Annotated in this window: 18 protein-coding genes and 4 tRNA genes; 7 read left to right on the forward strand and 15 right to left on the reverse strand. The window is 42.6% G+C overall.

The annotated features are described in order from the left end of the window. Positions 1–144 precede the first annotated feature (144 nt). The gene (locus tag DTOX_RS17275) at positions 145–2,835 is read right to left on the reverse strand and encodes a DEAD/DEAH box helicase (protein WP_015758958.1); all 2,691 of its coding nucleotides are present in this window, start codon (positions 2,833–2,835) and stop codon (positions 145–147) included. 188 nt (positions 2,836–3,023) lie between these two features. Between DTOX_RS17275 and DTOX_RS17285 the strand changes: the two genes are divergently transcribed. Next, complete coding sequence (locus DTOX_RS17285) at positions 3,024–4,364, forward strand: LysM peptidoglycan-binding domain-containing protein (protein WP_015758959.1); 1,341 nt, start codon at positions 3,024–3,026, stop codon at positions 4,362–4,364. Between the two features lie 105 nt (positions 4,365–4,469). On the opposite strand, the gene DTOX_RS17290 is transcribed toward DTOX_RS17285, so the two are convergent. Continuing rightward, the gene (locus tag DTOX_RS17290) at positions 4,470–5,375 is read right to left on the reverse strand and encodes a GerMN domain-containing protein (protein ID WP_015758960.1); all 906 of its coding nucleotides are present in this window, start codon (positions 5,373–5,375) and stop codon (positions 4,470–4,472) included. Between the two features lie 585 nt (positions 5,376–5,960). Between DTOX_RS17290 and DTOX_RS17295 the strand changes: the two genes are divergently transcribed. After that, on the forward strand, positions 5,961–6,809 hold the full coding sequence (locus DTOX_RS17295) for a zinc metalloprotease HtpX (RefSeq protein ID WP_042317421.1): 849 nt from the start codon (positions 5,961–5,963) through the stop codon (positions 6,807–6,809). A 69-nt stretch (positions 6,810–6,878) separates the two neighbouring features. Here DTOX_RS17295 and DTOX_RS17300 read toward each other — a convergent pair whose 3' ends face one another. Beyond that, positions 6,879–7,235, reverse strand: coding sequence for a YlbF/YmcA family competence regulator (locus DTOX_RS17300; RefSeq protein ID WP_015758963.1), 357 nt, complete (start codon positions 7,233–7,235; stop codon positions 6,879–6,881). A 204-nt stretch (positions 7,236–7,439) separates the two neighbouring features. On the opposite strand from DTOX_RS17300, the gene DTOX_RS17305 reads away from it, so the two are divergent. After that, positions 7,440–8,432, forward strand: coding sequence for an ADP-ribosylglycohydrolase family protein (locus DTOX_RS17305; RefSeq protein ID WP_015758964.1), 993 nt, complete (start codon positions 7,440–7,442; stop codon positions 8,430–8,432). 308 nt (positions 8,433–8,740) lie between these two features. On the opposite strand, the gene DTOX_RS17310 is transcribed toward DTOX_RS17305, so the two are convergent. The 7 genes from DTOX_RS17310 to DTOX_RS17340 form a co-directional block, all read right to left on the reverse strand. Continuing rightward, positions 8,741–8,815: transfer RNA gene (locus DTOX_RS17310), tRNA-Cys, on the reverse strand. Between the two features lie 9 nt (positions 8,816–8,824). Further along, a tRNA-Gly gene (locus DTOX_RS17315) sits at positions 8,825–8,899 on the reverse strand. 3 nt (positions 8,900–8,902) lie between these two features. Next, positions 8,903–8,978, reverse strand: a tRNA-Phe gene (locus DTOX_RS17320). A gap of 5 nt (positions 8,979–8,983) precedes the next feature. Next, positions 8,984–9,060 (reverse strand) — tRNA-Asp (locus tag DTOX_RS17325). A 95-nt stretch (positions 9,061–9,155) separates the two neighbouring features. Then, positions 9,156–10,019: an agmatinase gene (gene speB / locus DTOX_RS17330; RefSeq protein ID WP_015758965.1), complete on the reverse strand. Its 864-nt coding sequence runs from the start codon at positions 10,017–10,019 to the stop codon at positions 9,156–9,158. A 9-nt stretch (positions 10,020–10,028) separates the two neighbouring features. Continuing rightward, the gene (gene speE / locus DTOX_RS17335) at positions 10,029–10,856 is read right to left on the reverse strand and encodes a polyamine aminopropyltransferase (protein ID WP_015758966.1); all 828 of its coding nucleotides are present in this window, start codon (positions 10,854–10,856) and stop codon (positions 10,029–10,031) included. A 13-nt stretch (positions 10,857–10,869) separates the two neighbouring features. Further along, positions 10,870–11,328: a pyruvoyl-dependent arginine decarboxylase gene (locus tag DTOX_RS17340; RefSeq protein ID WP_015758967.1), complete on the reverse strand. Its 459-nt coding sequence runs from the start codon at positions 11,326–11,328 to the stop codon at positions 10,870–10,872. A 176-nt stretch (positions 11,329–11,504) separates the two neighbouring features. On the opposite strand from DTOX_RS17340, the gene DTOX_RS17345 reads away from it, so the two are divergent. The 4 genes from DTOX_RS17345 (at position 11,505) to DTOX_RS17360 (ending at position 15,043) form a co-directional block, all read left to right on the forward strand. After that, the gene (locus tag DTOX_RS17345; protein WP_015758968.1) at positions 11,505–11,978 is read left to right on the forward strand and encodes a general stress protein; all 474 of its coding nucleotides are present in this window, start codon (positions 11,505–11,507) and stop codon (positions 11,976–11,978) included. A gap of 224 nt (positions 11,979–12,202) precedes the next feature. Next, on the forward strand, positions 12,203–13,795 hold the full coding sequence (locus tag DTOX_RS17350; RefSeq protein ID WP_083773486.1) for an ABC transporter substrate-binding protein: 1,593 nt from the start codon (positions 12,203–12,205) through the stop codon (positions 13,793–13,795). Positions 13,796–13,905: 110 nt separating this feature from the next. Then, positions 13,906–14,526 carry a hypothetical protein gene (locus DTOX_RS17355; RefSeq protein WP_015758970.1) on the forward strand — a complete coding sequence of 207 codons (621 nt, stop codon included), beginning with the start codon at positions 13,906–13,908 and terminating at the stop codon, positions 14,524–14,526. A gap of 259 nt (positions 14,527–14,785) precedes the next feature. Further along, complete coding sequence (locus tag DTOX_RS17360) at positions 14,786–15,043, forward strand: hypothetical protein (protein ID WP_015758971.1); 258 nt, start codon at positions 14,786–14,788, stop codon at positions 15,041–15,043. 451 nt (positions 15,044–15,494) lie between these two features. Here the strand turns inward: DTOX_RS17360 and DTOX_RS17365 are convergent, their stop codons facing one another. The 5 genes from DTOX_RS17365 to aprA form a co-directional block, all read right to left on the reverse strand. Next, on the reverse strand, positions 15,495–16,379 hold the full coding sequence (locus DTOX_RS17365; protein WP_015758972.1) for a CoB--CoM heterodisulfide reductase iron-sulfur subunit B family protein: 885 nt from the start codon (positions 16,377–16,379) through the stop codon (positions 15,495–15,497). Further along, positions 16,379–16,987 carry a 4Fe-4S dicluster domain-containing protein gene (locus DTOX_RS17370; protein WP_015758973.1) on the reverse strand — a complete coding sequence of 203 codons (609 nt, stop codon included), beginning with the start codon at positions 16,985–16,987 and terminating at the stop codon, positions 16,379–16,381. Before DTOX_RS17370 ends, DTOX_RS17365 begins: the two co-directional genes overlap by 1 nt. A gap of 167 nt (positions 16,988–17,154) precedes the next feature. Beyond that, positions 17,155–19,365 carry a hydrogenase iron-sulfur subunit gene (locus DTOX_RS17375; protein WP_015758974.1) on the reverse strand — a complete coding sequence of 737 codons (2,211 nt, stop codon included), beginning with the start codon at positions 19,363–19,365 and terminating at the stop codon, positions 17,155–17,157. Positions 19,366–19,369: 4 nt separating this feature from the next. Continuing rightward, positions 19,370–20,617 (reverse strand): CoB--CoM heterodisulfide reductase iron-sulfur subunit A family protein, encoded by a 1,248-nt coding sequence (locus DTOX_RS17380; protein ID WP_015758975.1) that lies wholly within the window; start codon positions 20,615–20,617, stop codon positions 19,370–19,372. Positions 20,618–20,930: 313 nt separating this feature from the next. Beyond that, entirely contained in the window at positions 20,931–22,808 is a 1,878-nt protein-coding gene (gene aprA, locus DTOX_RS17385) for an adenylyl-sulfate reductase subunit alpha (RefSeq protein WP_015758976.1), read from the reverse strand. Between the last annotated feature and the right edge of the window lie 51 nt (positions 22,809–22,859).

The following is a 22,859-nucleotide window of genomic DNA, read 5'->3' on the forward strand; positions in this document are numbered from 1 at the left end:
GCACCACGACTAATAATTTGTTTGAATTAATTTAATCAGCATCACCGTAACCAAGCGGGAATAAGTAGTAACAAGTGAGCTGCATATAAGACATAACCCACTCCATCAGATAAAACACCTCTTAAAAACCAAGAAACCTTATACTTAAACTCTTCCTCTCATGAAAACCTCTTCCATACTCTGCAAGAGTCTGTGCGTTGACGTATCCAATTGAGGCGGGTTGTCTCTAATTATCAAACCCTGCTTTTTTAAATAATTCAGCCTGCTCACATAATCAGAAATAGCAATCTTACTACATAAACTGCGCAAATCATCTCTGCTTACGAAAAAATAAGGTTGTTGCTGCAAAACAAATACAGCAGACAGAATTAACTTGTCCTGGTCAGTAATATAATTTAGCGAAGTTTTATCAAAATCAATTTTACCCAAAATCTCTGCCAGGCGATCAACTTTAACTTGCAAATCTGCCTGACTGCCTTTCTCCTGCTGGCGAGCGGATAATCTTAAATCAGCCCGGTTAACAGCCTTGCCGACAGCAGTGATGGTTCTGTCCAGCCAGTTGGATACTTTTATAGTATCTCTGCCCAGCAACAGAAGCAGCAAATCCCTGGTTGCCTCTTTATCCAAGTCAGAGTTTCTTTTTTCACACTGAGGCAGATGAATACACGAGGGACAGCCTTTTTTACAACTACAAGTTTCAATAAGACTAAGCGATTCTTGTAAAATTTCTTCAATCATGTTAAAAGCAGCTTCACAATAACCTACACCTCCGGGGTAAATATCATATAGGAACAGAGTTGCACCGTCTTTGCCGTGACCGGCTATATAAGCTCCGATATCGTTTCTTTCACACATAACTTTCCACGGGAGAACCACCCGCAGCAAATGTTCAACACCGTGCAGAGCCAGTAAAAGCGAATCCCCGCCCAGGCGATTTACTGTCTCAGATCCGATTTCCAACCATATCCCTACCGTTTTTAAATCTACAGCGGGTAAATCAACACTGTGCTGTGAGAGCTTGCTTTCTCCCTTGCCGTACCGGTATTCATACAGAGTAAAGCCTTCCGTCTGTCGCTTAACCGTGAGTATGCCAGTGTTTACCCTGACATCCTTCACCTGGCTGCTGGCCTCAAGCTGCTCTATAGCTACATTTGCCCGGATCGAGGGTCTTGTTCGCTTATTTCTCCAGGAAAAAGCGCACTCGGCGGCAATTACCTCTTTACTCTTTTCCTCAACACGCAAAACCCTGTACTGCCTGCCCATTTGCAGGAAAATAGCCCCGGGATAAAGCAGCAGCAGCACATCATCATAATTAGTACGCCCTATTATTTTACCGTTTTCCGTCTTAATCAGATAATTGGGGGAATCTCCGCGCAGGGAAAAAGCCTGCATCCTGCAGTTTAACCTGTAAGTTTTCTGTTCTCCTATTCTTTCCAGCCTAATTAATCCGCTACCTCTTAACAGCAAGACAGCCTTGTCTAAAATATTACCCCAGTATTTCCGATCCTCAACTACAATAGGCAGTTCTGCAGCAGCTGCCAGTAAATGTTCCGATAAGAATGAAAGATTATTAGGATTAACCACAGCTTTTTCGCAGAGGCGCGAAAAAAAGTATTCCGGTTTTCTGATCAGATATTGATCGAGCGGGTCATCTCCCGCTACAAATACTACCAGAGATTCTTTACCCCGCCGCCCTACCCTGCCTGCCTGCTGCCATACGGAAGATATACTGCCCGGAAAACCGCTCATCACACAAACATCCAGATCGCCGATATCCACTCCAAGTTCCAGAGCATTCGTAGATATAATTCCTTTTAGCATGCCATCAAAGAGCTTACCTTCTATTTCACGGCGCGTTTCTGGAGTCAAGGTTCCTTTATAAGGACGAACCTGGCCGGCAATATCCGGATATTCCTCAATGAGTTTGCGATAAGCTGATTCAACCACCTGTTTGGACCGCCCGAAGTTAATCACCCGCCTGCCGGTGCGCACATAATTACCTACTATCCTGGCAGCTTCGTAATGACTGAGCTTACGCTTAATTTGGCTGCTATTTTTATCCTGATATTGAGGCGGATTGATAAATACAAAATTCTTTTTAGCACTATGGGAACCTTCCTTATCTATCAGGACAAAATCCAATCCGGTCAGGTTTTCAGCAAACTCAAGGGCGTTAGCAATAGTAGCCGAGCAAAGAATGAACCTTGGGTACGAACCATAGTGATAACAAAGCCTTCTCAGCCTTCGCAGTACGTGACTGACATGATTGCCCAGCGATCCTCTGTAGATATGGGCCTCATCTATAATAATTAGTTGCAAATTAGACAGAAAACCTGGCCAATGGATGTGCCTGGACAACCCGCTGCTGTGCCAAAAATCCGGCGTTGAGAAAATTATATTAGAGCGATTTAGAATTTCCCTTCTTTCCTCCAGGGGAGTATCCCCATCACACACAGAAATAACCGGCGCACTGACCGGCCAAAGTATCTTCTTACAAAACTTCTCAATATTTTGATACTGGTTCTGACTCAGCGCTTTAGCAGGAGATAGATAAAGTACAGTACTGAGGCTGTTATTTAATATGCAATTTATGGCAGGTACAATATAAACCAGGGACTTACCGCTGGAAGTACCGGTAGTTATAATTAAATTCCTGCCCAATAAAATTTGCTCTATTGCTTTAGCCTGGTGAGAATAAAGCTTACTGATTCCGTTAACAGCCAACCCACGGACTAAGTCTTCCTTCAGGCCACTGGGAAAATTTGCGTAAGTTGCATCCCTGGAGGGAAGTTCATGAATATTCATTATTAACTTCTGGTCAAGTCCTTTTAACATAAGCTGCCACCTAAAAATAAATATATTTTTTAGAACTAATATATTTTTTACCCATTACACCCTCAAATCTATAAATTATGTCGAATAATGTAATAAGAAATATAATTTGATACATATTGAAAAAGGAGGTTATTTTATAGGGTAAAATTACTGGCTCATACAAAATAATTTTAACAACAGGAGGATATATGAGTATAAAAAATAAACTCAAAAAAAGTGCTGCAGGGACTTTAGCCGGTATTTCACTATTCATTTGCAGTACCGCCGGACTGGCTGCAACAAATTATCCGACTTATAATGCTATAAGCGGAGATACCCTATGGATAATGTCCAATAAATTATATACGTCCAGTGACAAAATTGCTTCTGTGAACAGCATTAATTCCGATTCTATTATGGCAGGCCAAAGACTGGTAATACCCCAAAGTAATATTTATAAAGTAGTATCGGGTGATACTCCTTACTTAATAGCTAAGAGATTTGGCATATCACTGCAGGTTTTTTTAACTGCGAACAACATGACATCCTCAGACGTGCTCTATCCCGGACAGCAAGTAAATCTACCGGGAATTCTTGCATACAAGGTTGCCAATAAGGATACCCTAAGCCTCCTGGCCACACAATTCGGAACAACCATTAATCAACTTACTAAAATCAATAACTTAACTGATACCAATATTATTACAGATCAAAAAATATATATACCGGTGGCTGAAACCAAACAATACACTGTTCAATCAGGAGACAGCCTTTATCTAATAGCTCAAAAATACAACTTATCAGTCAGTGATCTAACTAATGTTAATTGGCTTAGTTCTACAAACCTGAAAGCAGGGCAAATACTCATAATTCCAGGTAAAACGTCGACAACAACGTCAGCAGCAACAAGCAGCAGCGGCCAATCGCAGGCAACACTGTGGAATATCCCTTCCGGTGCCTTGCTTTATCATGTTCAGGAAGGAGACAACCAGTGGAGTATCGCCCAAAAATATAATACCACTACGGAAGCCATTAACAAAACAAATAATATTAAAATTGATCTCATACTTCCTGAACAGGCACTTTTTGTACCTAAAAACTCCACACAACCTATATATGGTATTAAGTGCCCTTCTGTAAAAGCTAAAACAGGTTACGGGGAACTTTTGGATTGGGAATATGTCAACTGGTTTTTCAACCCGGGAAGCACAGCTGTAATTGAGGATTTACAAACCGGTATAAAATTTAAGGCCCACCGGATCGGCGGCTCCAACCACGCTGATTGCGAACCCTTAAGCGCTGATGATACCGCGATTATGAAAGGAATATTTGGCGGTCAGTGGAACTGGTCAACCAGACCTGTGCTGGTTCGTTTTGAAGGAAGGGTCTTGGCCGCATCTATGGCCGGCATGCCGCATTCCTTTGACACCCTTAGCAATAACGCTTTTTACGGTATGTTTGATCTTCACTTTTTAAACAGCCGCACCCACAACACAAATACAATCGACCCCGATCACCAGGCATCAGTGCGAAAAGCTGCCGGTTATTAAATATTAAAGAGGCAGTTGCACAATAAAGACAACTGCCTCTTTAATATATTATATAACTCAGCTTATACAATAACTAAACTGGTTTTTTAAAAATCTTATTCAAAGCTATTTGCTCTTAGGGTCCCACTTCCACTGGCCGTTTTCTTTAACCATATAGGCTGTGTACTGAGCATCTTTTTCCGTCATTCCCTCTAATTTTTGATCACCTTTAATAATAACAACAGCCTTATCCCCGTTTATATTCTCTGATACCACTTTATAATTACGCCAGGCACCCAACCCCTCGGATAATTCAGAGATATTTGTCATATCAGGGTATTTATACTGTTCTCTTACCCCGGGTCCCATCCAAAGCCACATTTCTTTAATATCACCATTACCGATACTTACAATAAAGTTATCCAAAGCGCGGGAAGGGGAAATGCTTTTAGCCCAACTGCCGCCGGCCGGCCTGACCAGAGCATTAAATTGAAAACCGTCCCCGGTAAAAGGATTTGCCTCTGTGCCTACCTGCTCACCGTTAACCTGCAAAATTACTCCGGCTATACCGTCAAATTCGGTTAAAGTATATTTAATCTGCTCCAAGAAAGAGGATATCAGCATAGCACCCCCCATTACCTGCAATTCGGAACTGAAATCCACAGTAACATAAGGTCTTTTTATACCCACATTCAAGACTTTAACTTCTTTAGGCAAGGAGGTAGTTAAACCGGCCTCCTTTTCTTTTTCCGTAACTCCTTTGATTAGCTCCTCTACTGCCGCCTTAACTCTTAGCTTATCACTGTCTTCACCTTTTAAAACAATCTCCCTCTGCACAGGCACGAGAACAGGATCAAGGCTACCTTTAACAGGGCCATTCATATAAATTGTAACAGGAATCTTTTTTTCCGATGTGTTCCTGGGTGATTCCAGGGCCGCATCAGTCTTATTTGTTGAACAGCCTGCCATCAAAAGACAAGCGGCAACAACTAAAGCATATAGTACAATATTCCTTGAAACCTTTTTTTTCAAAACATTCGCCTCCCTCAAAATGCATACCCATATAGTTATTTATTAATTCCACACTAACCATCTATCTTCCTCCTATTCATCCATTTTGAATTAGCAAGAAAAACAATGTTTCAAATATTATACATATATTACCATGAAATAGATATACTTTACCACACCTATCTTAAAAAAAATATTAAATATTTTACTTTTATTAATATATCATTTAAAGTCAAATCAACAACAAAAACTTTATTATTTGTATAATTTAAAGCAGCAATACCAAACACATAAGTATTATCCTTTAGACGTGCCCGTTACCATGTCTGATTCCGGTTATCTTCTTTATTTACGATATTCTTTTTAATAGATTGGCTCACATAACATATTATGGTATTTAGCACTTGTCGGGGCTGATTAAAGAATATATAATATTTATAAGAGACAGTGTATTTTAACCTGCCACTTCATAAACTATTTAAAAAGAACCGCTCAAACATAATCTTTTTTATAAAAAAGGAGGTTATAGACTAATGTAAGGTTATAAAACTAATTTAAACTTATCCATCATATATTATAATAATTCACGCAAGGAGAGTGATTGCCATAAATACTATCAAAGCTTTTTCCCTGATGGGACTGTTGACTATTATTCTGGTATTGATGGGTCGCGCTTTTGGCGGGAGTTCAGGGGCTTTGCTTTTCTTTATCATAGCTATGGGTATGAACTTTATAAGTTACTTTTTCAGCGATAAGATTGCTATTATGATGACCCGCTCACAACCGGTATCCCGAGCAGAGGCACCGGAACTTTACGATATTGTTAAGCGGTTGTCCGAAAGAGCAAATCTGCCTATGCCCAAGCTTTACATTACACCTTCTCACCAGCCCAACGCTTTTGCCACCGGCAGAAACCCTTCTCATGCAGCAGTTGCGGTAACACAAGGCATCATGCAAATGCTTAACCGAAATGAACTGGAGGGAGTACTGGCTCACGAGCTGGCCCATATAAAAAATCGTGATATCTTAATCAGCACTATTGCTGCAGCTCTGGCCGGAGCAATCACCATGATCGGCAATATGCTGCAATGGACAGCTATGTTTGGAGGTTTACGGGGTGACGACGAAGAAGGCGGCGGCATCTTCGGCTTAATTGGAACACTGTTCATGGCTATATTGGCACCAATTGCTGCGGCACTGATTCAAATGGCTATCTCACGTTCACGTGAATTCGAAGCGGATGCTACGGGCGCTCGCATAGCCGGGCACCCTGATGGCCTGGCCAATGCCCTTTTAAGAATGGAACAGGCAGCCCGGCAAATACCTATGCAGTTAAACCCTGCCGCCTCCCATATGTTTATAGTCAATCCCCTGTCAGTTCAAAACATTGCCAGGCTCTTCAGCACCCACCCGCCAATCGAAGAAAGAGTGAGACGTTTGCAAAACATGCGCTAAAAATAAATTAGACCTTTGTCGAGATGCAAAAAAATTAAACCGGGCGACCGCCCGGTATTTTTATTAGCCTCAGGTGCTTGGACCGCAGGCACTTGGTTTAATTCCGGTCAACCCCTCACTGATTTTCTGGTCAACCTGCTTGAGAAGATTCATAAAATCTTCTTTTCTTTCAGTATAAGTCTTAACCAGCGGGTTTTTCATCATCTCCAACTGCACATTGATAAGTTTATCCATATTTTCTTTGGTTAATTGATGTCCCATCTGCTCCATGCGCTGGTAGGAATTTCTTAAATTCTGATAAGCTTTATAGGCTTTCCTTGCCACCTGATCATTGCCCATCATTTCCTCTGCCTCTTTCATAGCACGATACTCGGATGTTTGACTCAATTTTTGCCCCAGTGAAAGGGCATCATCCAGAACAACCATAATAAAACCCCCAATTTATTTATTCAACAATGATTATTTACCTATAGTTACTTAAAGTTTCATATACGACAAAATAATTATAAATCCTGCAGCCAAATCTATTATTTAAATTATATAAATAATTAATCTCTTCCCACTCATTATATTGTATAATGATGTCAACATATATTTACACTGTATATTTTTATAAAAGGGGCTGTGCGTATGAATAAAGCTGCCGTTATTAATTCATTTAGCCATATATCCTATGAGCAGTCAATTAATCTGTTAGAACGTATAAAAGGAGGTCTTTTCGGGCTGGCCGCCGGAGACGCTCTGGGTGCTACTCTGGAATTTATGAACCGTGATGAGATACAAAGAAAATACGGCGTTCTAAAAGACATTATCGGGGAAGGCTGGTTAGGCCTGCAGCCGGGAGAGTGTACTGATGATACAGCTATGACTCTGGCTGTAGCCATGGGAATACAAGACAACCCCGGCAACCCGCACAGAGCCGTGGGTCAGCATTTTGTCAGCTGGTACGATACCAAACCCAGGGATATTGGTAACATTGTCAGTACATCAATATATAATTTTAAGAAATACGACAGCTGGGCCGAGGCCTCGCAAAAAACTCATGTCAGCCTGAGCAATCGCAGCGCCGGCAACGGCAGCCTCATGCGCACACTGCCTGTCAGTCTGGCTTACCGACATGACAAAGATAAAATGTGCAGGATATCCGCTCAGATATCACACATGACACACTATGATTCCCAGGCCGCGGCAGCCTGCATCTTTTACAACCTGTTAGTTCTGTCGGCCCTTGAAGGAAACCCTGACAAGGACTCTATGATTTTTACTGCGCTGGCAGAGGCAAAAGCTTACTGCAGCGCCAACCTGCCCGCATTGCCTAAAGGCTACTGGGAGGATATTGCTAACAGTATTTCATTAAGGAAAAATCAGATTTGGGCCTCCGGTTTTGTACTGGACAGCCTGATAGCTGCGCTGTGGGTTTTCTATCACTTCCCTGATTTTGAATCAACCGTGATTGAAGCCGTTAACCTGGGAGATGATGCTGATACGGTTGGAGCCATCTGCGGTGGGCTAGCGGGGTGTTTTTACGGATACGAGTCGATACCCGGACGCTGGCTGGAAAAACTAAAGGTTAAGGATACTATAGAAAAAACGGCGCGTGGGTTGTTGGATCTAAATGTTTAATAAATTAACAGGTAGTATTTTTTGATATAAGATAGACATATCAATAAGTTTAATATAACTCGCTTCCCTATATTGATTCGTTGCCATTACCAATTGTCCCAAACACCCAAAAAGTCGCTTAAGGCTGCTTTCGATCAGCCATAGGAACTCGTGCTTGTCGCAAATTATGTGGTACTGACTTGATTATGCAATATAATTTGCACTTCATTATACAATGGCTTATTCACTGATCCATCATAAGCATAACTTCCTGAAACACAAAAAACCGTCTACTATATACTACTATATAGTAAACGGTCTTTTGCTATTGGAGGCGGCACCCAGATTTGAACTGGGGAGTGGAGGATTTGCAGTCCTCTGCCTTACCACTTGGCTATGCCGCCAGGCATAAGTGGAGCGGAAGACGAGATTCGAACTCGCGACCCTCGCCTTGGCAAGGCGATGCTCTACCACTGAGCTACTTCCGCATATGGTGCCACGGGACGGAATTGAACCGCCGACACGAGGATTTTCAGTCCTCTGCTCTACCAACTGAGCTACCGTGGCATTTATGGCGGAGCTGACGGGAGTCGAACCCGCGATCTCCGGCGTGACAGGCCGGCATGTTAGACCACTACACCACAGCTCCGCATTTAATATTGTCAGAACACTTATCCACTGACAATGTATAGTATACCTAATTTTCAACTGGAAGTCAATTATAATCTTTTACTATGTGGAAAATTATTTTCCGCCGAAACTCAAAATTATTTCCCGCACCAACTTGGCCGCCAATAAAGAAGTACGCTGGGTAGCGTCATAGGGCGGGCTGACTTCTACCAAATCAAAACCAATCACCCTGGTCTGCCCCAGAAGATGAATTACCTGTAAGGCCTCCCGTGAAGTAATTCCACCCGGCTCAGCGGTGCCGGTGCCTGGAGCATAGGCAGGGTCAACCACATCTATATCCATAGTTACATATACAGGCCTATCCCCCAACTGCTGCAAAATTTTTTTAAGGGGACCAATCACCTCATCAGGGTAGAAATTTGTTTCCTTACGGGCATAAGCAAACTCAGACCCGTCACCCGAGCGAATACCGAACTGGTAAACATTCCTGCCGCCCACTGCCTCGACTGCACGCCTTATCACAGTAGCGTGTGAATAGACCTCTCCCATATAATCTTCCCTCAAATCCGCGTGAGCATCCAAATGAATCAACGCCAGACCAGGATAAAAGGCGGCGGCTTTTTCTATAAAAGGAAGGCTGATTAAGTGCTCACCGCCTAATACCAGGGGGAATTTACCCTCAGAAAACAGTTTCTCGGCTACCTGGCCAATACGTTTCAGGCATTCTTTTATATTGCCATAGGGTAAGATTAAATCGCCATAGTCAAAAAAGGTGAAATCCCGCAGATCACGATTCAGATAGTAACTATATTCTTCCAGACCAAAAGATACTTGCCTGATCTCCTGCGGGCCAAATCTGGACCCAGGCCGAAAGCTTACCGTAAAGTCCATCGGCACACCGGTTATCACCACCGCTGATTGCTCATAGCTGTCCGAACATCCCATGAAACGCGTATTTCTTTCGACTAGGCCATTCATCTAATCACCTTATTTCAATAGGTTTTGAACAAAAGGGGGCAATACAAAACTTGCCTTATGCACCACAGGCGAATAATACCTGGTGGCAAGCTCAGAAAACCTGGTTGTATCTGCTTTTTGAGGGTCATATATCTTTGAACCTATAGTAAAGCTCCACAAACCGCCAGGATAGGTAGGAACGCATGCCAGGTACAGGCTTGTTACCGGAAAGATGTCTGCCACATCTTTTTGTATCCTGGTGATTAGTTCCTCGTTATAAAAGGGGGACTCTGTCTGCGCCACAAATAATCCGTCCTGCGTTAATGCCTCAGAGACAGACCGGTAAAACTCCGCGCTAAAAAGTCCTACTGCCGGGCCTACCGGGTCAGTAGAATCAATAATAATTACATCATAGGTATCTTTATATTCCTGCACATGCTTAATTCCGTCATCAATAATAACCTCAACCCTCGGGTTATCCAAAGCGCAACTGATTTCCGGAAGGTACTTTTTAGACACTTCGATAACCCTGCCGTCTATCTCCACATGCACCACTTTCTCCACACCCGTATGTTTAACCACTTCACGAACCACACCACCGTCACCGCCACCGATGATCAGCACTTTCTTGGGGTTGGGGTGGGTATTTAAGGCTACATGCGCAATCATCTCATGATAAACAAATTCATCCTTGACAGTAGTTTGTATTACATTGTCCAGCACCAGCATGCGCCCGAATTGAGCCGTATTAATAACCGCCAGTTTTTGAAAAGGAGTTGTTTCACTGTGTATAGTCTCCAGTATGCGGCAGCCAATCCTTAAATCTTTGCTTTGATCTTCAGTAAACCAAAATTCCAACGAAAACCCTCCTTTAATACCAGAGAGGTACTGCAGCCAGGCAGCAACCTACTTCCTTCACAACATGATCCACTGCTTCGATTTTCATATCAACCAGATCCATGCCCCTGGTTTCAAAAGCCTCTTTCAACATATCCTCTATCGCTTTATATGCTTCATCACGACTGCAGCGGCCGGAAAACTCCATTATTACACCAAAGGTATCAGAGGAAAGACCTATTCCCACGGCAGCGGCGATTTTTTCTCCCGGTACATCACTGATTATATATCCGTAAGCAGTAGGCACCAGCGAACCGAAAGGTATTTTTAATTCCGGATCAAATTCTGCGCCCGGTGGTAGAATGCTGCTGACACGGATTAAATTTATATTCCCAATTCGAGCTCTAAGTAGCGCATTATCAAAAGCCGTTAGCCTGCTTTTGCCCTCTGAACAACCAGCGGTAATAAAATACTTCTTCGGGGTTGGCAACATAATAAATCCCCTCCTAAACTTATTTCTGGAATACAACAAGATATATTATAACAGAACAAGAAAAAGAAAAAAACATTAATTTTAGCAATGTCCAGATTAAATTTTATAATGCGTCTGCATAAGAATTTTTACTTTGAGGTAATCTAAGATGAACACTATAAAAGGGAGGCTGTCCAATGAGTAAGTCTGTAATTGCCGCTTTTAGCGATAAAGCAACTGCTGAAAAAGCCGTAAATGCGCTGCGCACTCAGGGTTTTGATAAAGATATCTCAATAGCGGCAAAAAAAGATAATGCTAACGACAACTACAATAACTTCTATGGCAATGACCCGGTATCCGACGGTGCAACAACCGGCGGCGTAATAGGCGGAATAGCCGGTCTGGTATTAGGCGCGGGCGCTTTGGCTATCCCCGGCATAGGCCCTATTCTGGCAGCCGGTCCGCTGGCCGGCGCACTTTCAGGAGCAGCTACCGGTGGGATAGCAGGTGGGTTAGCTGATTTTGGCATACCATCCGACCGTGGCAGTTTCTATGAAGATAAAGTCAAGCAGGGCAGCACTATTGTTTCAGTTCAGTCGGACGCAAAAAGGGTACAGCAGGCCGCTAAAACCTTACAGGATAACGGTGCTCAAAACGTCGAAACATTTTAAGCTGCATACATTAAACGGCTACTCCCGGAGATAGCTATAATAATTTTCCAATCCCCAGAAAGAAACCCGTATCACTCAGTGGTACGGGTTTGCGTATTTACCCGCTAATAGGATTTAATAAATAATCCTTAACACGATTATATACTTTTTGTTTTTCATTGCAGGATTTTACAGGTTCCATGATGTATATTATATGGTAAATATATGCAATTGGGGATGATTAATTGTTTATCCAAAAAAGCGCTAATCTATCTAACAAGGAATTCTGGCACAGATTAATGACAGGCGTATTCTTTATGTTTGCTTTAGGCTTTTTTTCCTGGAATCTAAAGCTAGGCGGCATACCTGTGCTCAGTCTCCTGGACTCGCATCAAACAGTTGTCTATGCTTACACCTCAGAAGCTCAGACACTGGACCCGGCACTGGCCAAAGATCCTCAATCAGCCAAGCTAATTAGCTGTATATATGAAGGACTGGTACGTTATAAACCTGGAACTCTCGATATTGAACCTGCGTTAGCTTCAGATTGGAAAATATCTAAAGACGGCCTTACCTACACTTTTAATCTTAAAAAAAATATTTTATTCCACGACGGTACACCTTTTAGGGCCCAGGCTGTTAAATACAGTATTGAGCGTCAAACTAAAAAGGGAATAGCAAGCTATTATTACGATCTGGTTTTCGGGCCCTTAAGGGAGGTAAAGGTAATTGATGATTATACGGTAAAGCTGGTCCTTTCTAAACCCTATGCTCCACTCCTGCGGAATCTGGCTATGCCCTATGCCGCTCCCGTTGTTTCACCTTCGGCAGCAGAGAAATATGGTTCGGCCTTTGGAGTCAATCCTACGGGCACTGGACCCTACATCTTACTGGATTGGGATAAAGATATTTCGATCAGCCTGGCAGTTAACCCGTTTTATCGCGAACCGGGACCCGAAGTTAAAAAGCTTATATTTAAGGTGATACCACAAACTGGCCAGCGTCTAACAGCGCTATTAAATGGTGATGTCCACCTGGCAGACGGTTTTACACAGCTAAATACCTTGTTATTCAAGCAAAGGAATATACCTTACCAGACTACTGTCAGCAATGATGTTAGCTACCTGGGTTTTTACGTTAACAAGCCACCCTTTAATAATATTAAACTTCGCCGTGCAATAAGCATGGCTATTAACCGCGGTGAAAAAGGAGATACCGGCCAATTAGCAATAAATAATGAAAACATTTTACCTCCCGGCGTTTGTGGTTTTGAGAAAAACTTTAAACTATACGGCTATGACCCTGAAAAATCAATTCAGATACTTAATGACACAGTTGGCAATGGCTTTTCCTTTGAGCTGATTACTTATCTGGATCAAAGACCTTATAACGACACAGGCGGTGAGCCACTGGCCAAATTTATCCAAGATCAGTTGGCACAGGTAAATATAAAAGTTAGAATAAAAACATACAATTGGGAAAAGTACAAGAGAGCACTGCTTAACCAGGAGGGTGATGCTTTCCTGTACGGATGGATTAGTGACAGCGGAGACCCAGATGATTTTTTATACCATCAATTCGGCGGTAAACTAAATGAGAGCGGTTTAAACATCTTCCACTATAATAATGAAGCTGTTAATTCGCTGCTGGAGGAAGGACGTTCTTCTTGCGATTTAGAGCAAAGACAGAATATTTATGCCAGAGTACAAAGACTTATCTTATCAGACGCCCCCCTTGTACCCCTTAATCACGGCATTAATATTTTAGCTGTGTCACCTGTAATTAAAAATTGTATATTACAAAGAAACGGTACCTGTTTTTTAAACAGACTCAACTAATAGAAATAAGAATATCCATAATATAACATATATTTTTATTCATATCCTGCTGAAAATTGGGGATTAATAATATTAAATATATTAACTTAAAAAGTCAGGGGGGCATAAAAATGTATCAGTTTCAACAAATACAGCAAATTCAAAATCAAATTCAACAATTACGCCAGGATCTGAATAATATCTCAAACATAGCCGGTCAATTACAGCAATCAGAGCAAAACAACACCGGTCAGCTGCAGCAAATGCAGCAAAATGAGGTAAACGCAGCGCAGCAACTGCAACGCATGCAGCAGATATGCAGCAACATAAGCCAGAACATGAATCAGGTTAACAATATGGCACGCCAGTTGACTTCTCAAATTAATCAAGTGGGCAGCACCAATCAATTCGGAACAGGTACCGGTGGACAACAAAATTACAGCCAGTATTACGGGTACGGTTATGGAACCGGCACTCAACAGTCATCCGGCTTAGGTTTCGCCAACCAACAGCTTTATAATCAGGGAATTAAGCCCTATACTTCACAGTATTCAAGTTACGTATCTCAGCCATCCCAGTATAATGCTCAACAATTAGGAAGTTATGTGTCGCAGCCAAACCAGTATCCGCAGCAGTTCAGCAGTTACTTGGCACAGCCCAAACAACAAACAGCACAGCAGTATAATAACTTTTTACAACAATCGCAATTCCAGCCACTTAACCAAACAGCAGGTTTCGGCACCTACAAATAGTTAAAGGCAACCCGTAAGGCAGGAATATTAAATTAAACACTAAAAAGAAGCCCGCATCACCAATTGATCTGTTCCCAAGGGGTTTTAGATCAAGTAAAACGGTGCGGGTTATTCATGCTCTTACGCAACATATATATTTTCTGACACAACAAAATAATACAAAAGAAAATGTTATAAGACAATTTACCCCCCTTAACATATATTGCCCAAGATATTATAATATAGGTAATATAAGACAAGAGCAAGGGGAGGGACAACCTTGGCTAAGGTATTAAAAGACGGTGTTTCTTATATTCAAAAGGATGTGCTTGATGTATTAATAGAATTTTCATCATTTAAAGACAGAGTAGGCAAAAAATTCAAAGAACTATCTAAAGAATTAGAAGGTAAATCAAACGAGCATAACCTATGGGTCAATCTTTATTTAATTTCAACTGATTATGCCGAGGAATTGCTAAAAAAGGAACAGCGCCAACAGGAAAATATCACACAGCAGACGCATCAAAAAATATCGTAAAAATCTAAGGCTGGGTATCAGGCTGCTATTAACAAGGCAATTTCAAATTAAAATCATAGCTAACTTTAAACAGCCCTTAGCGGGCTGTATGCGTTTTATATCAATATTCAATTAAACTTTATATTATAAGAAATAAGAAAAAATAAAAAACCTCTTACCTTTTATTTGGTAAGAAGTTTTTTATGTACAGGAATAAGGAAGAATACTGTAAACATAAATACAATGTGTATACCGGCGTGACAGTAAATATTTCTACAGTGAATAAAATGTATTGAAATCCCCTAGATGTACCTGTCAACACCAGTCACACTTGGCAAGCTTGCTCTAATCCGAAATATTTTCAACTTTCTTTGTTTCATGCCTTTGGCGGTCTTTACTCAGCGCAGCCAATACTGGTATATAAATTGCAATGTGAATTGTCAAAATGTTTTATTATTATTTTGTTTCACTGTTACCCGAGTCTGCGTAACAGTGGATCAATTACTTTTTTCGGATCAACAATATTATATTTCAACGCCCAATTAGGTGCCGGCAGCTCAAAAGCAATAGCCATTAGCTGTGTAAAAAATAACGCAGGCATATGAAAATTTTTGCCGTGTTTCTGATTTACTTGACCCTGGTAGGCGTCCAGGTTAAGCTGGCACATCGGACAAGAGGTTACAACTAATTCTGCTTCATTGTCCACGGCTGATTGCAATATATCCAAACAACAATCCAGCACGATGTCAGGCTGAGCTACAGCCTGAGAACTGCCACAGCACTTGGCTTTCATAGGAAACTTAACCGGAGTGGCACCCAACGCTTCGATAACATTATCTAATGTGACTGGATTCTCAGGATCATCAAATTCCCAGGGAATCGATCTGACAGTCTGGCACCCCACATAACCTGCAACTTTAAACCCGGTTAAAGGGCGCTTAACTCTGGCGCGTACTTTATCAAGGCCGATATCATTGATCAAAGCATCAAGGATCTGGCGAACTTTAATAGTGCCGTTATATTTATAACCGCCTTCAGCCAGTGCTTCATTAGCTAATTTAGCGAAATGCTCATCTTCCTGGAAACGCTTGTTGGTTGTAGCCAGGCTAAGATAACAGGAACTACAGGCTACCAGTATATCACTGCCGTTTTTTTCAGCTATAGCCAGGTTGCGGGCAGTCAGCACTTGTTGTGTAAAATCACCCACTACACCGGAAGCAACGGTTGCTCCACAGCAGTTCCAATCGGGTATTTCTTCCATATGCACACCTAAAGCTTCCAAGACTGGCTCAAATGATTTTAAATACGGAATGGCGGTTGCTTCCATTGAACATCCTGGATAGAAACTGTATTTCATTACTTAGCCTCCCTCCGCATAATGTTTTGAGCTTTATCGATAATCTTTTGCAGGTCTTTTAAACCCTTGATCTTTGCCGGCGGCATTAGAGGCATACGACCGTGATACAGCATATCCATACCCAAATCCTTCATGCCAAATAGTTTCTTAATCTCTCCCAAACCGCGTTTCAAGGCATACCGTGCCATTATCCCACCTTCAAATACACGGCCTCTGGTTTTAACTTCTTCCCAAAATGCCTGGTAAAAAGCAGCCTGCGGGTAGCTTACATTACCCTGCTGAATTGCCAGCATTTTAAGATCATGCATTACATCCACTAACGGGATACCCCTCGGGCAGCGAGCCTTGCAGGTTAAGCAAGAGGTGCACATCCACATGGTATTGGAGTTCATTACTTCCTCTTTTTTACCAAGCTTAATTAAGTTAAACAGGCTGCGCGGCGAATAATCCATTATCTCCCGCGTGGCACATGCTATGGCACACATCCCACACTGCATGCATGTTGTCACATATGCCCCGTTTTCTAAGGACCGAACCTCACGAAGAAATTTCAGGTCGTATTTTAGAGGCTGGGAGGAAGTGTTGGAAATGTTACAATTTTCAGTCATCTCCTATGGCTCCTTTCCTCGCTTTTTACTGGATTCCAGGACGGCTTTTGAAACAGCCGCCCTGTACCTCCACTATAAATATATCATATTCCTAGGAGTTAGTTAACCGGCTATTTAAACAAAAGCCGTTTCCTCCCCCTAAATCATTCACAGTTGGCCAATTCTTCTTATGCAAAATCCTTCATCGGGTTCGGGCCGAATTTTTCAATATCCTTGGCAAATTCATCAATTATTGTGGCAACTTCTTTATATTCCATTATGTTAATCTGCCTGAATCTTACCCTGTCAGATTCTAATCCAAGACGGTCAAGAGTTTCTGAAACCTTGGACAGGCGAATCTCAGCCAGCTCACTGCCCTTCATAAAGTGGCACTGGTAATCGTCACCGTGCTTGCAGCCTAACAGCAGGATGCCGTCCCAACCACCGGACATAGCATCAGCTACCCATACAAGGTTCAAGGAACCAAGGCATCTCAGCGGAATAATGCGCACCCAGGCGTTATAATTAAGACGACTGTGTCCGGCCATATCCAGAGCCGGTATAGCATCATTTTCACAAGCCAGTATAAGAATTCTCGGTTTTTCATCAGCTTCCTCAGGAACCTCAACAGCCTTAACCATATTGCCGATCATAGGCACTGAATAGTTCTTAAAGGAGATAATTCTTTCAGGACAAGCACCCATGCAGGTACCGCACCTTCTGCAGCGTGTCGGGTTGGGAAGAGGATTGCCTTTTTCATCTTCGTTAATAGCACCGAACGGACATTCCTCAGTACATCTCTTACACTGCGTACAACGATTCATGTTGAACTCAGGATAAGACATATCACCGGATCTCGGGTGAATAGCTGCACCAAAGGCGGTAGCTTCCACACACTGAATAGCTTTTAAAGCAGCACCGGTGGCATCCTCCACTGTAGCGGCCAAATCCAGCGGGGCTCTTACACTGCCGGTGGCAAAGATCCCGGTTCTGCGTGTTTCATACGGGAAACAAATAAAGTGAGAATCAGGAAAACCATATTTCAGGTTTAAAAGTTCCGGGCCCTGTCTGTAGGCCAGGTTCAAAATTGTGTCTTTTTCTTCTGCTACTTCTTCAACTTGCTCTCCCGGCGCAGGGGGTGCGGCAGGCTGCGCTACATTGGCAGTGGAAGGAACCATGCCGTTAGCCAGCACAACCAGGTCAATCTCATCAGTAATTACATTCTCGCCAAGGATAAGATCCTGTACTTCTATAGTAACACTGCTTGAGCTGTCCGCAGTTACATTTACGATCTCGGACTTAACAAAGATTGCTCCGTCTGACTGAACTTGCTTATATAGGTGCTCATACTGTCCGGAAGAACGAATGTCTTTATAGAAGAAAATTGACTGTGCATCAGGATTCAGTTCTTTTAAGGTAGCTGCTTGTTTTAAAGACTCAACGCAACAGGCAGCGGAACAATAGGCCAAATGCTCAGCGTCACGTGAACCGGCACACTGAATAAAGGCAACCCTCTCAACCGCTTTTCCGTCTGAAGGACGGTTTACCGCACCTTTTTTAGCCAATTCTTCAAATTGAGCCTGGGTAATCACATTTTTGCAGGAACCGTAGCCAAGATGACCAAGTTTAGCCGGGTCATAAGGTGTCGCACCGGAAGCCAGAATGACTGCACCGGCCTTTTCGAGAATTTCTTGTCCACCCTGCTCAATGGTAATATCAAACATTCCGGGAGCACCGGCAGTTTTTAATACCTTAGCTGACGTATAAACTTTAATATTGGAGTTCGACTGTATCTCTGCGGCCAGCGCCGGAATACAATTGTCTTTAATTCCATCAAAAGGTGCCTTGATGGGAGCTTGTTTATACATACCTGCCACGTAGCCGCCTAATACGGCTTCTTTTTCTACCAGTATTACCTGATAACCGGCTTTGGCAGCCTCTATGGCTGATGTCATCCCTGCCAGACCTGCACCGACTACCAGAATAGACTTGGCAGTATCTTCAAGCTTATAGGGTTCAGGAATTTCAGCGGCTTTAGCCTTAACCATACCCATGCGCATATAGTCTTCAGCCATCATGGTTGTGTCTTCGTCACCGGCTTCATGAGTCCATACAACTTGTTCTCTTAAATTGATACGCTCAACCATAACTTCCGGGCCAAAGTTAAACACATCATATTTAATACGCGCAGGACAAGCGGCGATAACTACGGCATTAACGCCTTCTCCCTGGATATCACTTTTTATAAGATTAATTCCATCCTGGCCGCAAAGGAAAGCATCGGTTTTACAAATGCCTGCTTTATGTTCTTTAGTAGCAACTTTAGTTAAGGCATTTACATCTACTGCTTCACCTATGCCGCAGCCGGTACATATATATACACCAATTTTTTTAGCCATTTTGCTACCCCCTCACCGTAGATTGTATAGCCTTAAGCGCTGCAGCGGTAGCATCTTTAACGGATGCGGAAACATCCATAGGGCTTTTTACGCAACCGGCGCCATAAATTCCAGGTGTGTTTGAGGCTACAAAACCATCTTTATCATAATCAACTGCAAAAGGAATCTTTGTATCAGCAGTGGCCGGATACATACCTGTAGCCAAAACAACCAAATCAAATTTTTCCTGCATTAATTGCTGTGACATTTGATCTTCTGCAATAACAGTAATATCCTTGGTTTCCGGATCCTCTTCCAACTCTCCGGCTTTGCCTTTTACCAGTGTTACATTAGCTTCATTCTGAACTTTATTAAAGAAATCTTCATGCCTACCACGGGTTCTGATATCTATATAGAAAATGCTAATCTTAGCGTCAGGATATTGATCTCTTACATAGGTTGCCTGCTTTAAGGAAGCCATGCAGCAAACAGTGGAACAGGCGCTCAAATGATTCTCATCACGGGAACCGGCGCACTGAATGAAGGCAATGCTGTTAATTTCTTTGCCGTCTGAAGGACGAACAATCTTACCCTGGGTCGGTCCGTTGGTTGCAGCCATTCTTTCCATTACTGTATTGGTAATAACGTTAGCATACTGGCCACCACCATAGTAAGCCAATTTGGTAACATCGTAGCTATTCCAACCTGTTGCATAAACTATGGCCCCTACATTAAGTTCAAAGCTCTTAGCTTGCATATTTACATCAATAGCGTTATAGGCACATGCTTCAACACATTTAGTACAGCCCTTTCCTAAACAGGCCTCCGCGTCTATAACATATTGCTGTGGAAAGGAAAACTCGTGCGGGAGATAGATAGCTTTTGTCTTATCAATACCATAATTAAATGTGTTGGCTCTATCAGCAGGACAAGCTTCTGTACATTTATTGCATCCGGTACAGTTCTCATTGACAAAACGCGGGTTTTGCTTAACGGTTACTGTAAAATTACCTTCTTGGCCGGTAATTGCTTCAACCTCTGCCATTGTATAAAACGTTATATTAGGGTTCTTTCTTATTCTTTGAAAATTGATTTCCAAACCACAGTTAGGAGGACAAAGTTTAGGGAAATACTGATTTATTTGGGCAACCTTACCGCCCAGGTACGGTTTCTGTTCTACGATATAAACCTCATATCCTACTTCAGCTGCTTCTACCGCAGTAGTTAGCCCGCTAATACCTCCACCGACTACCAATATACTTTTATTTGCCAAATTTTATCACCCATTTCTATGTCTGTTCACACCCACATATTAGGAGTTGAATCTGTTTTTTTGGCTAATACGAAAATTCACAAGCCCAATAAAAATGTCCAGGTGACCTGTCAGGACACCTGGAAATCAGGGTAATAACACTCAAAGTATTCCGCCCAGTCTCCACGAGCATGGCTCGAACAGGCCGATAACCCATATTTTCGAGAGATTGAAATGGGGTTCGTGACCACCGACGGCCACGAACCCCTACAACGCCGTGGTTGGCATTATAACTGAATCAATATTTCAAGCCAAAAAGCGGCAAATTAACTGATTAGAGAGCTAAATCAATAACAGGAACCTTACGCATGGTCCACTCACCGGTTTGCGGGTTGCGGGTTGCGTTACAGAAGCACTTCCAATCTTCATTGTTGATCTTCGGCAGGTCAGCTCTCATGTAGTAACCAGGGAATCTGGTCTCTTCACGGAACATTACTGTGTGAATGTGTACTTCTGCCTGAACGGTTCTGTGGATATTTTCCCAACATCTCATAAGTTCATGCAGGCTTCTGGCTGCCAGTTTCTCTGAGTCTTCTTTCAAGAATACAAGCAGTTCGAGAGCTTTTTCTAAGAGAGCTTTACTGGTGGTAAAGTTAGCGGTAACACCACCTGCATACTCATCCATGAGCTTCTGGAGTCTGAACATATACATTTTCGGGAAAATGTAGTTCGGGTTAATTTCGTCATCAGTGGTAAAGCCTTTATTAGCTTCATAAACTTCCATCGGCTTGAGGATCTTAGCCTTGAGAGTTTCTACAACAGCAGGATCAACATTGGGCTGCTCAGGATTTTCTACGCAGAAACGTACAGCTGATTTACCAGCGATTCTACCTTCAGCGTGTGAACCGGAGGAGAACTTGTGGCTGGAAGCGCCTGAAGCGTCACCGGCAGCAAATAAGCCTTTAACAGTTGTCATGTTGGTGTAACCCCACTGATATTCAGCCGGAGCTACGTCTCTCGGTCCGCTTACCCAACAACCTGAAGCGCCGGAGTGTGAGCCGATGAAGTAAGGCTCAGCAGCAGCGATTTCAGAAGATTTCTCTTCCGGAGCGGTGTTGGTAGCTGCCCACAGCATAGCTTGTGCAATAGTCATATCAAGGAAGTCTTCCCAAGCTTCTGCTTCTAATTCTTTCATTTTCTTCTTGAAGGCTTTCTCGTCATCTTTATATTTAGATGCCAGATTAGCAATAGCTTCTTCTGTTCTCATGAAGAGAGGTCCTTTACCTGCGCTTACGTCTAACATACCGAGATAGTTTCTCAGGTTAGCAGGAATCGGCTTAGCATCGCCATACGGAGCATAGTCAGCTAATACACCCTTGTTGGTTTCCATGTAGTTTTCGCCGAAAGCGTTGGTGGCTCTGGATTTGAAGAGCAAGAACCAAGCGCCTACAGGGCCATAACCGTCTTTAAAACGAATGGGAATAAATCTTACTTCCTGACAGGTCTGCTCAGCGCCAGCCATTACTGTAAAGTAAGTGGAGGAACCTGTGCTGAACGGAGGATACCAGGAACGGCCAAGACCTTCACCGGAGGAACGAGGCTTGAATACGCCTACAGCGCCGCCCATAGCAGCCAGAACTGCTTTAGCCTTGAATACATAAACTTTCTCTTCACGAGTGCTGAAACCGATAGCGCCGGCAATTCTGTCGCCATCAAGAATCGGCTCTACGATGAATACGCGCTCATAAATGTTCTCGGTGCCGAGAGCATTCTTAGCAGCTTCAGCTACGATGATCTTGTAAGACTCACCGTTAATCATGATCTGCCAGCGGCCTTCATTTACATATGTGCCGTCGTCATTCAACCAGATGGGAAGACCCCATTTTTCGAACAAATGAACGGTAGAGTCAACGTGACGGGCAATGTTATAAACAAGGTCATCACGTGCAATGCCCATTAAGTCTTTTTTAACATACTCAACATAATCCTTAAGGGTGTTTACGCCTTTAGCATAGTTAACATACTGGTTGATAGCAGATAAACCCATAGCAACGGCACCGCTTCTGTCCATAGCGGCTTTATCAACTAAAGTAACCTTAACACCGTTCTTCTTTGCCCAATATGCAGCTTCTACAGCAGCACCGCAGTTGGCCATACCACCACCGATAAGCAAAAGATCAGTGGTAATTTCTACAGTTTCAAAATTCGGCATACTATTTTTACCTCCTCTTTATACATCCTAAATACCAAAATATTTCAGCTA

The organism is Desulfofarcimen acetoxidans DSM 771 (assembly GCF_000024205.1).
Lineage (GTDB): Bacteria > Bacillota > Desulfotomaculia > Desulfotomaculales > Desulfofarciminaceae > Desulfofarcimen > Desulfofarcimen acetoxidans.

What these genes read in the sequence shown, in the direction of transcription:
- DTOX_RS17275 (WP_015758958.1), bottom strand. Translation starts at nt 2,835, where the DNA reads ATGTTAAAAGGACTTGACCAGAAGTTAATAATGAATATTCATGAACTT.
- DTOX_RS17285 (WP_015758959.1), top strand. Translation starts at nt 3,024, where the DNA reads ATGAGTATAAAAAATAAACTCAAAAAAAGTGCTGCAGGGACTTTAGCC.
- DTOX_RS17300 (WP_015758963.1), bottom strand. Translation starts at nt 7,235, where the DNA reads ATGGTTGTTCTGGATGATGCCCTTTCACTGGGGCAAAAATTGAGTCAA.
- DTOX_RS17305 (WP_015758964.1), top strand. Translation starts at nt 7,440, where the DNA reads ATGAATAAAGCTGCCGTTATTAATTCATTTAGCCATATATCCTATGAG.
- speB (WP_015758965.1), bottom strand. Translation starts at nt 10,019, where the DNA reads ATGAATGGCCTAGTCGAAAGAAATACGCGTTTCATGGGATGTTCGGAC.
- DTOX_RS17340 (WP_015758967.1), bottom strand. Translation starts at nt 11,328, where the DNA reads ATGTTGCCAACCCCGAAGAAGTATTTTATTACCGCTGGTTGTTCAGAG.
- DTOX_RS17345 (WP_015758968.1), top strand. Translation starts at nt 11,505, where the DNA reads ATGAGTAAGTCTGTAATTGCCGCTTTTAGCGATAAAGCAACTGCTGAA.
- DTOX_RS17355 (WP_015758970.1), top strand. Translation starts at nt 13,906, where the DNA reads ATGTATCAGTTTCAACAAATACAGCAAATTCAAAATCAAATTCAACAA.
- DTOX_RS17365 (WP_015758972.1), bottom strand. Translation starts at nt 16,379, where the DNA reads ATGAAATACAGTTTCTATCCAGGATGTTCAATGGAAGCAACCGCCATT.
- DTOX_RS17370 (WP_015758973.1), bottom strand. Translation starts at nt 16,987, where the DNA reads ATGACTGAAAATTGTAACATTTCCAACACTTCCTCCCAGCCTCTAAAA.
- DTOX_RS17375 (WP_015758974.1), bottom strand. Translation starts at nt 19,365, where the DNA reads ATGGCTAAAAAAATTGGTGTATATATATGTACCGGCTGCGGCATAGGT.
- aprA (WP_015758976.1), bottom strand. Translation starts at nt 22,808, where the DNA reads ATGCCGAATTTTGAAACTGTAGAAATTACCACTGATCTTTTGCTTATC.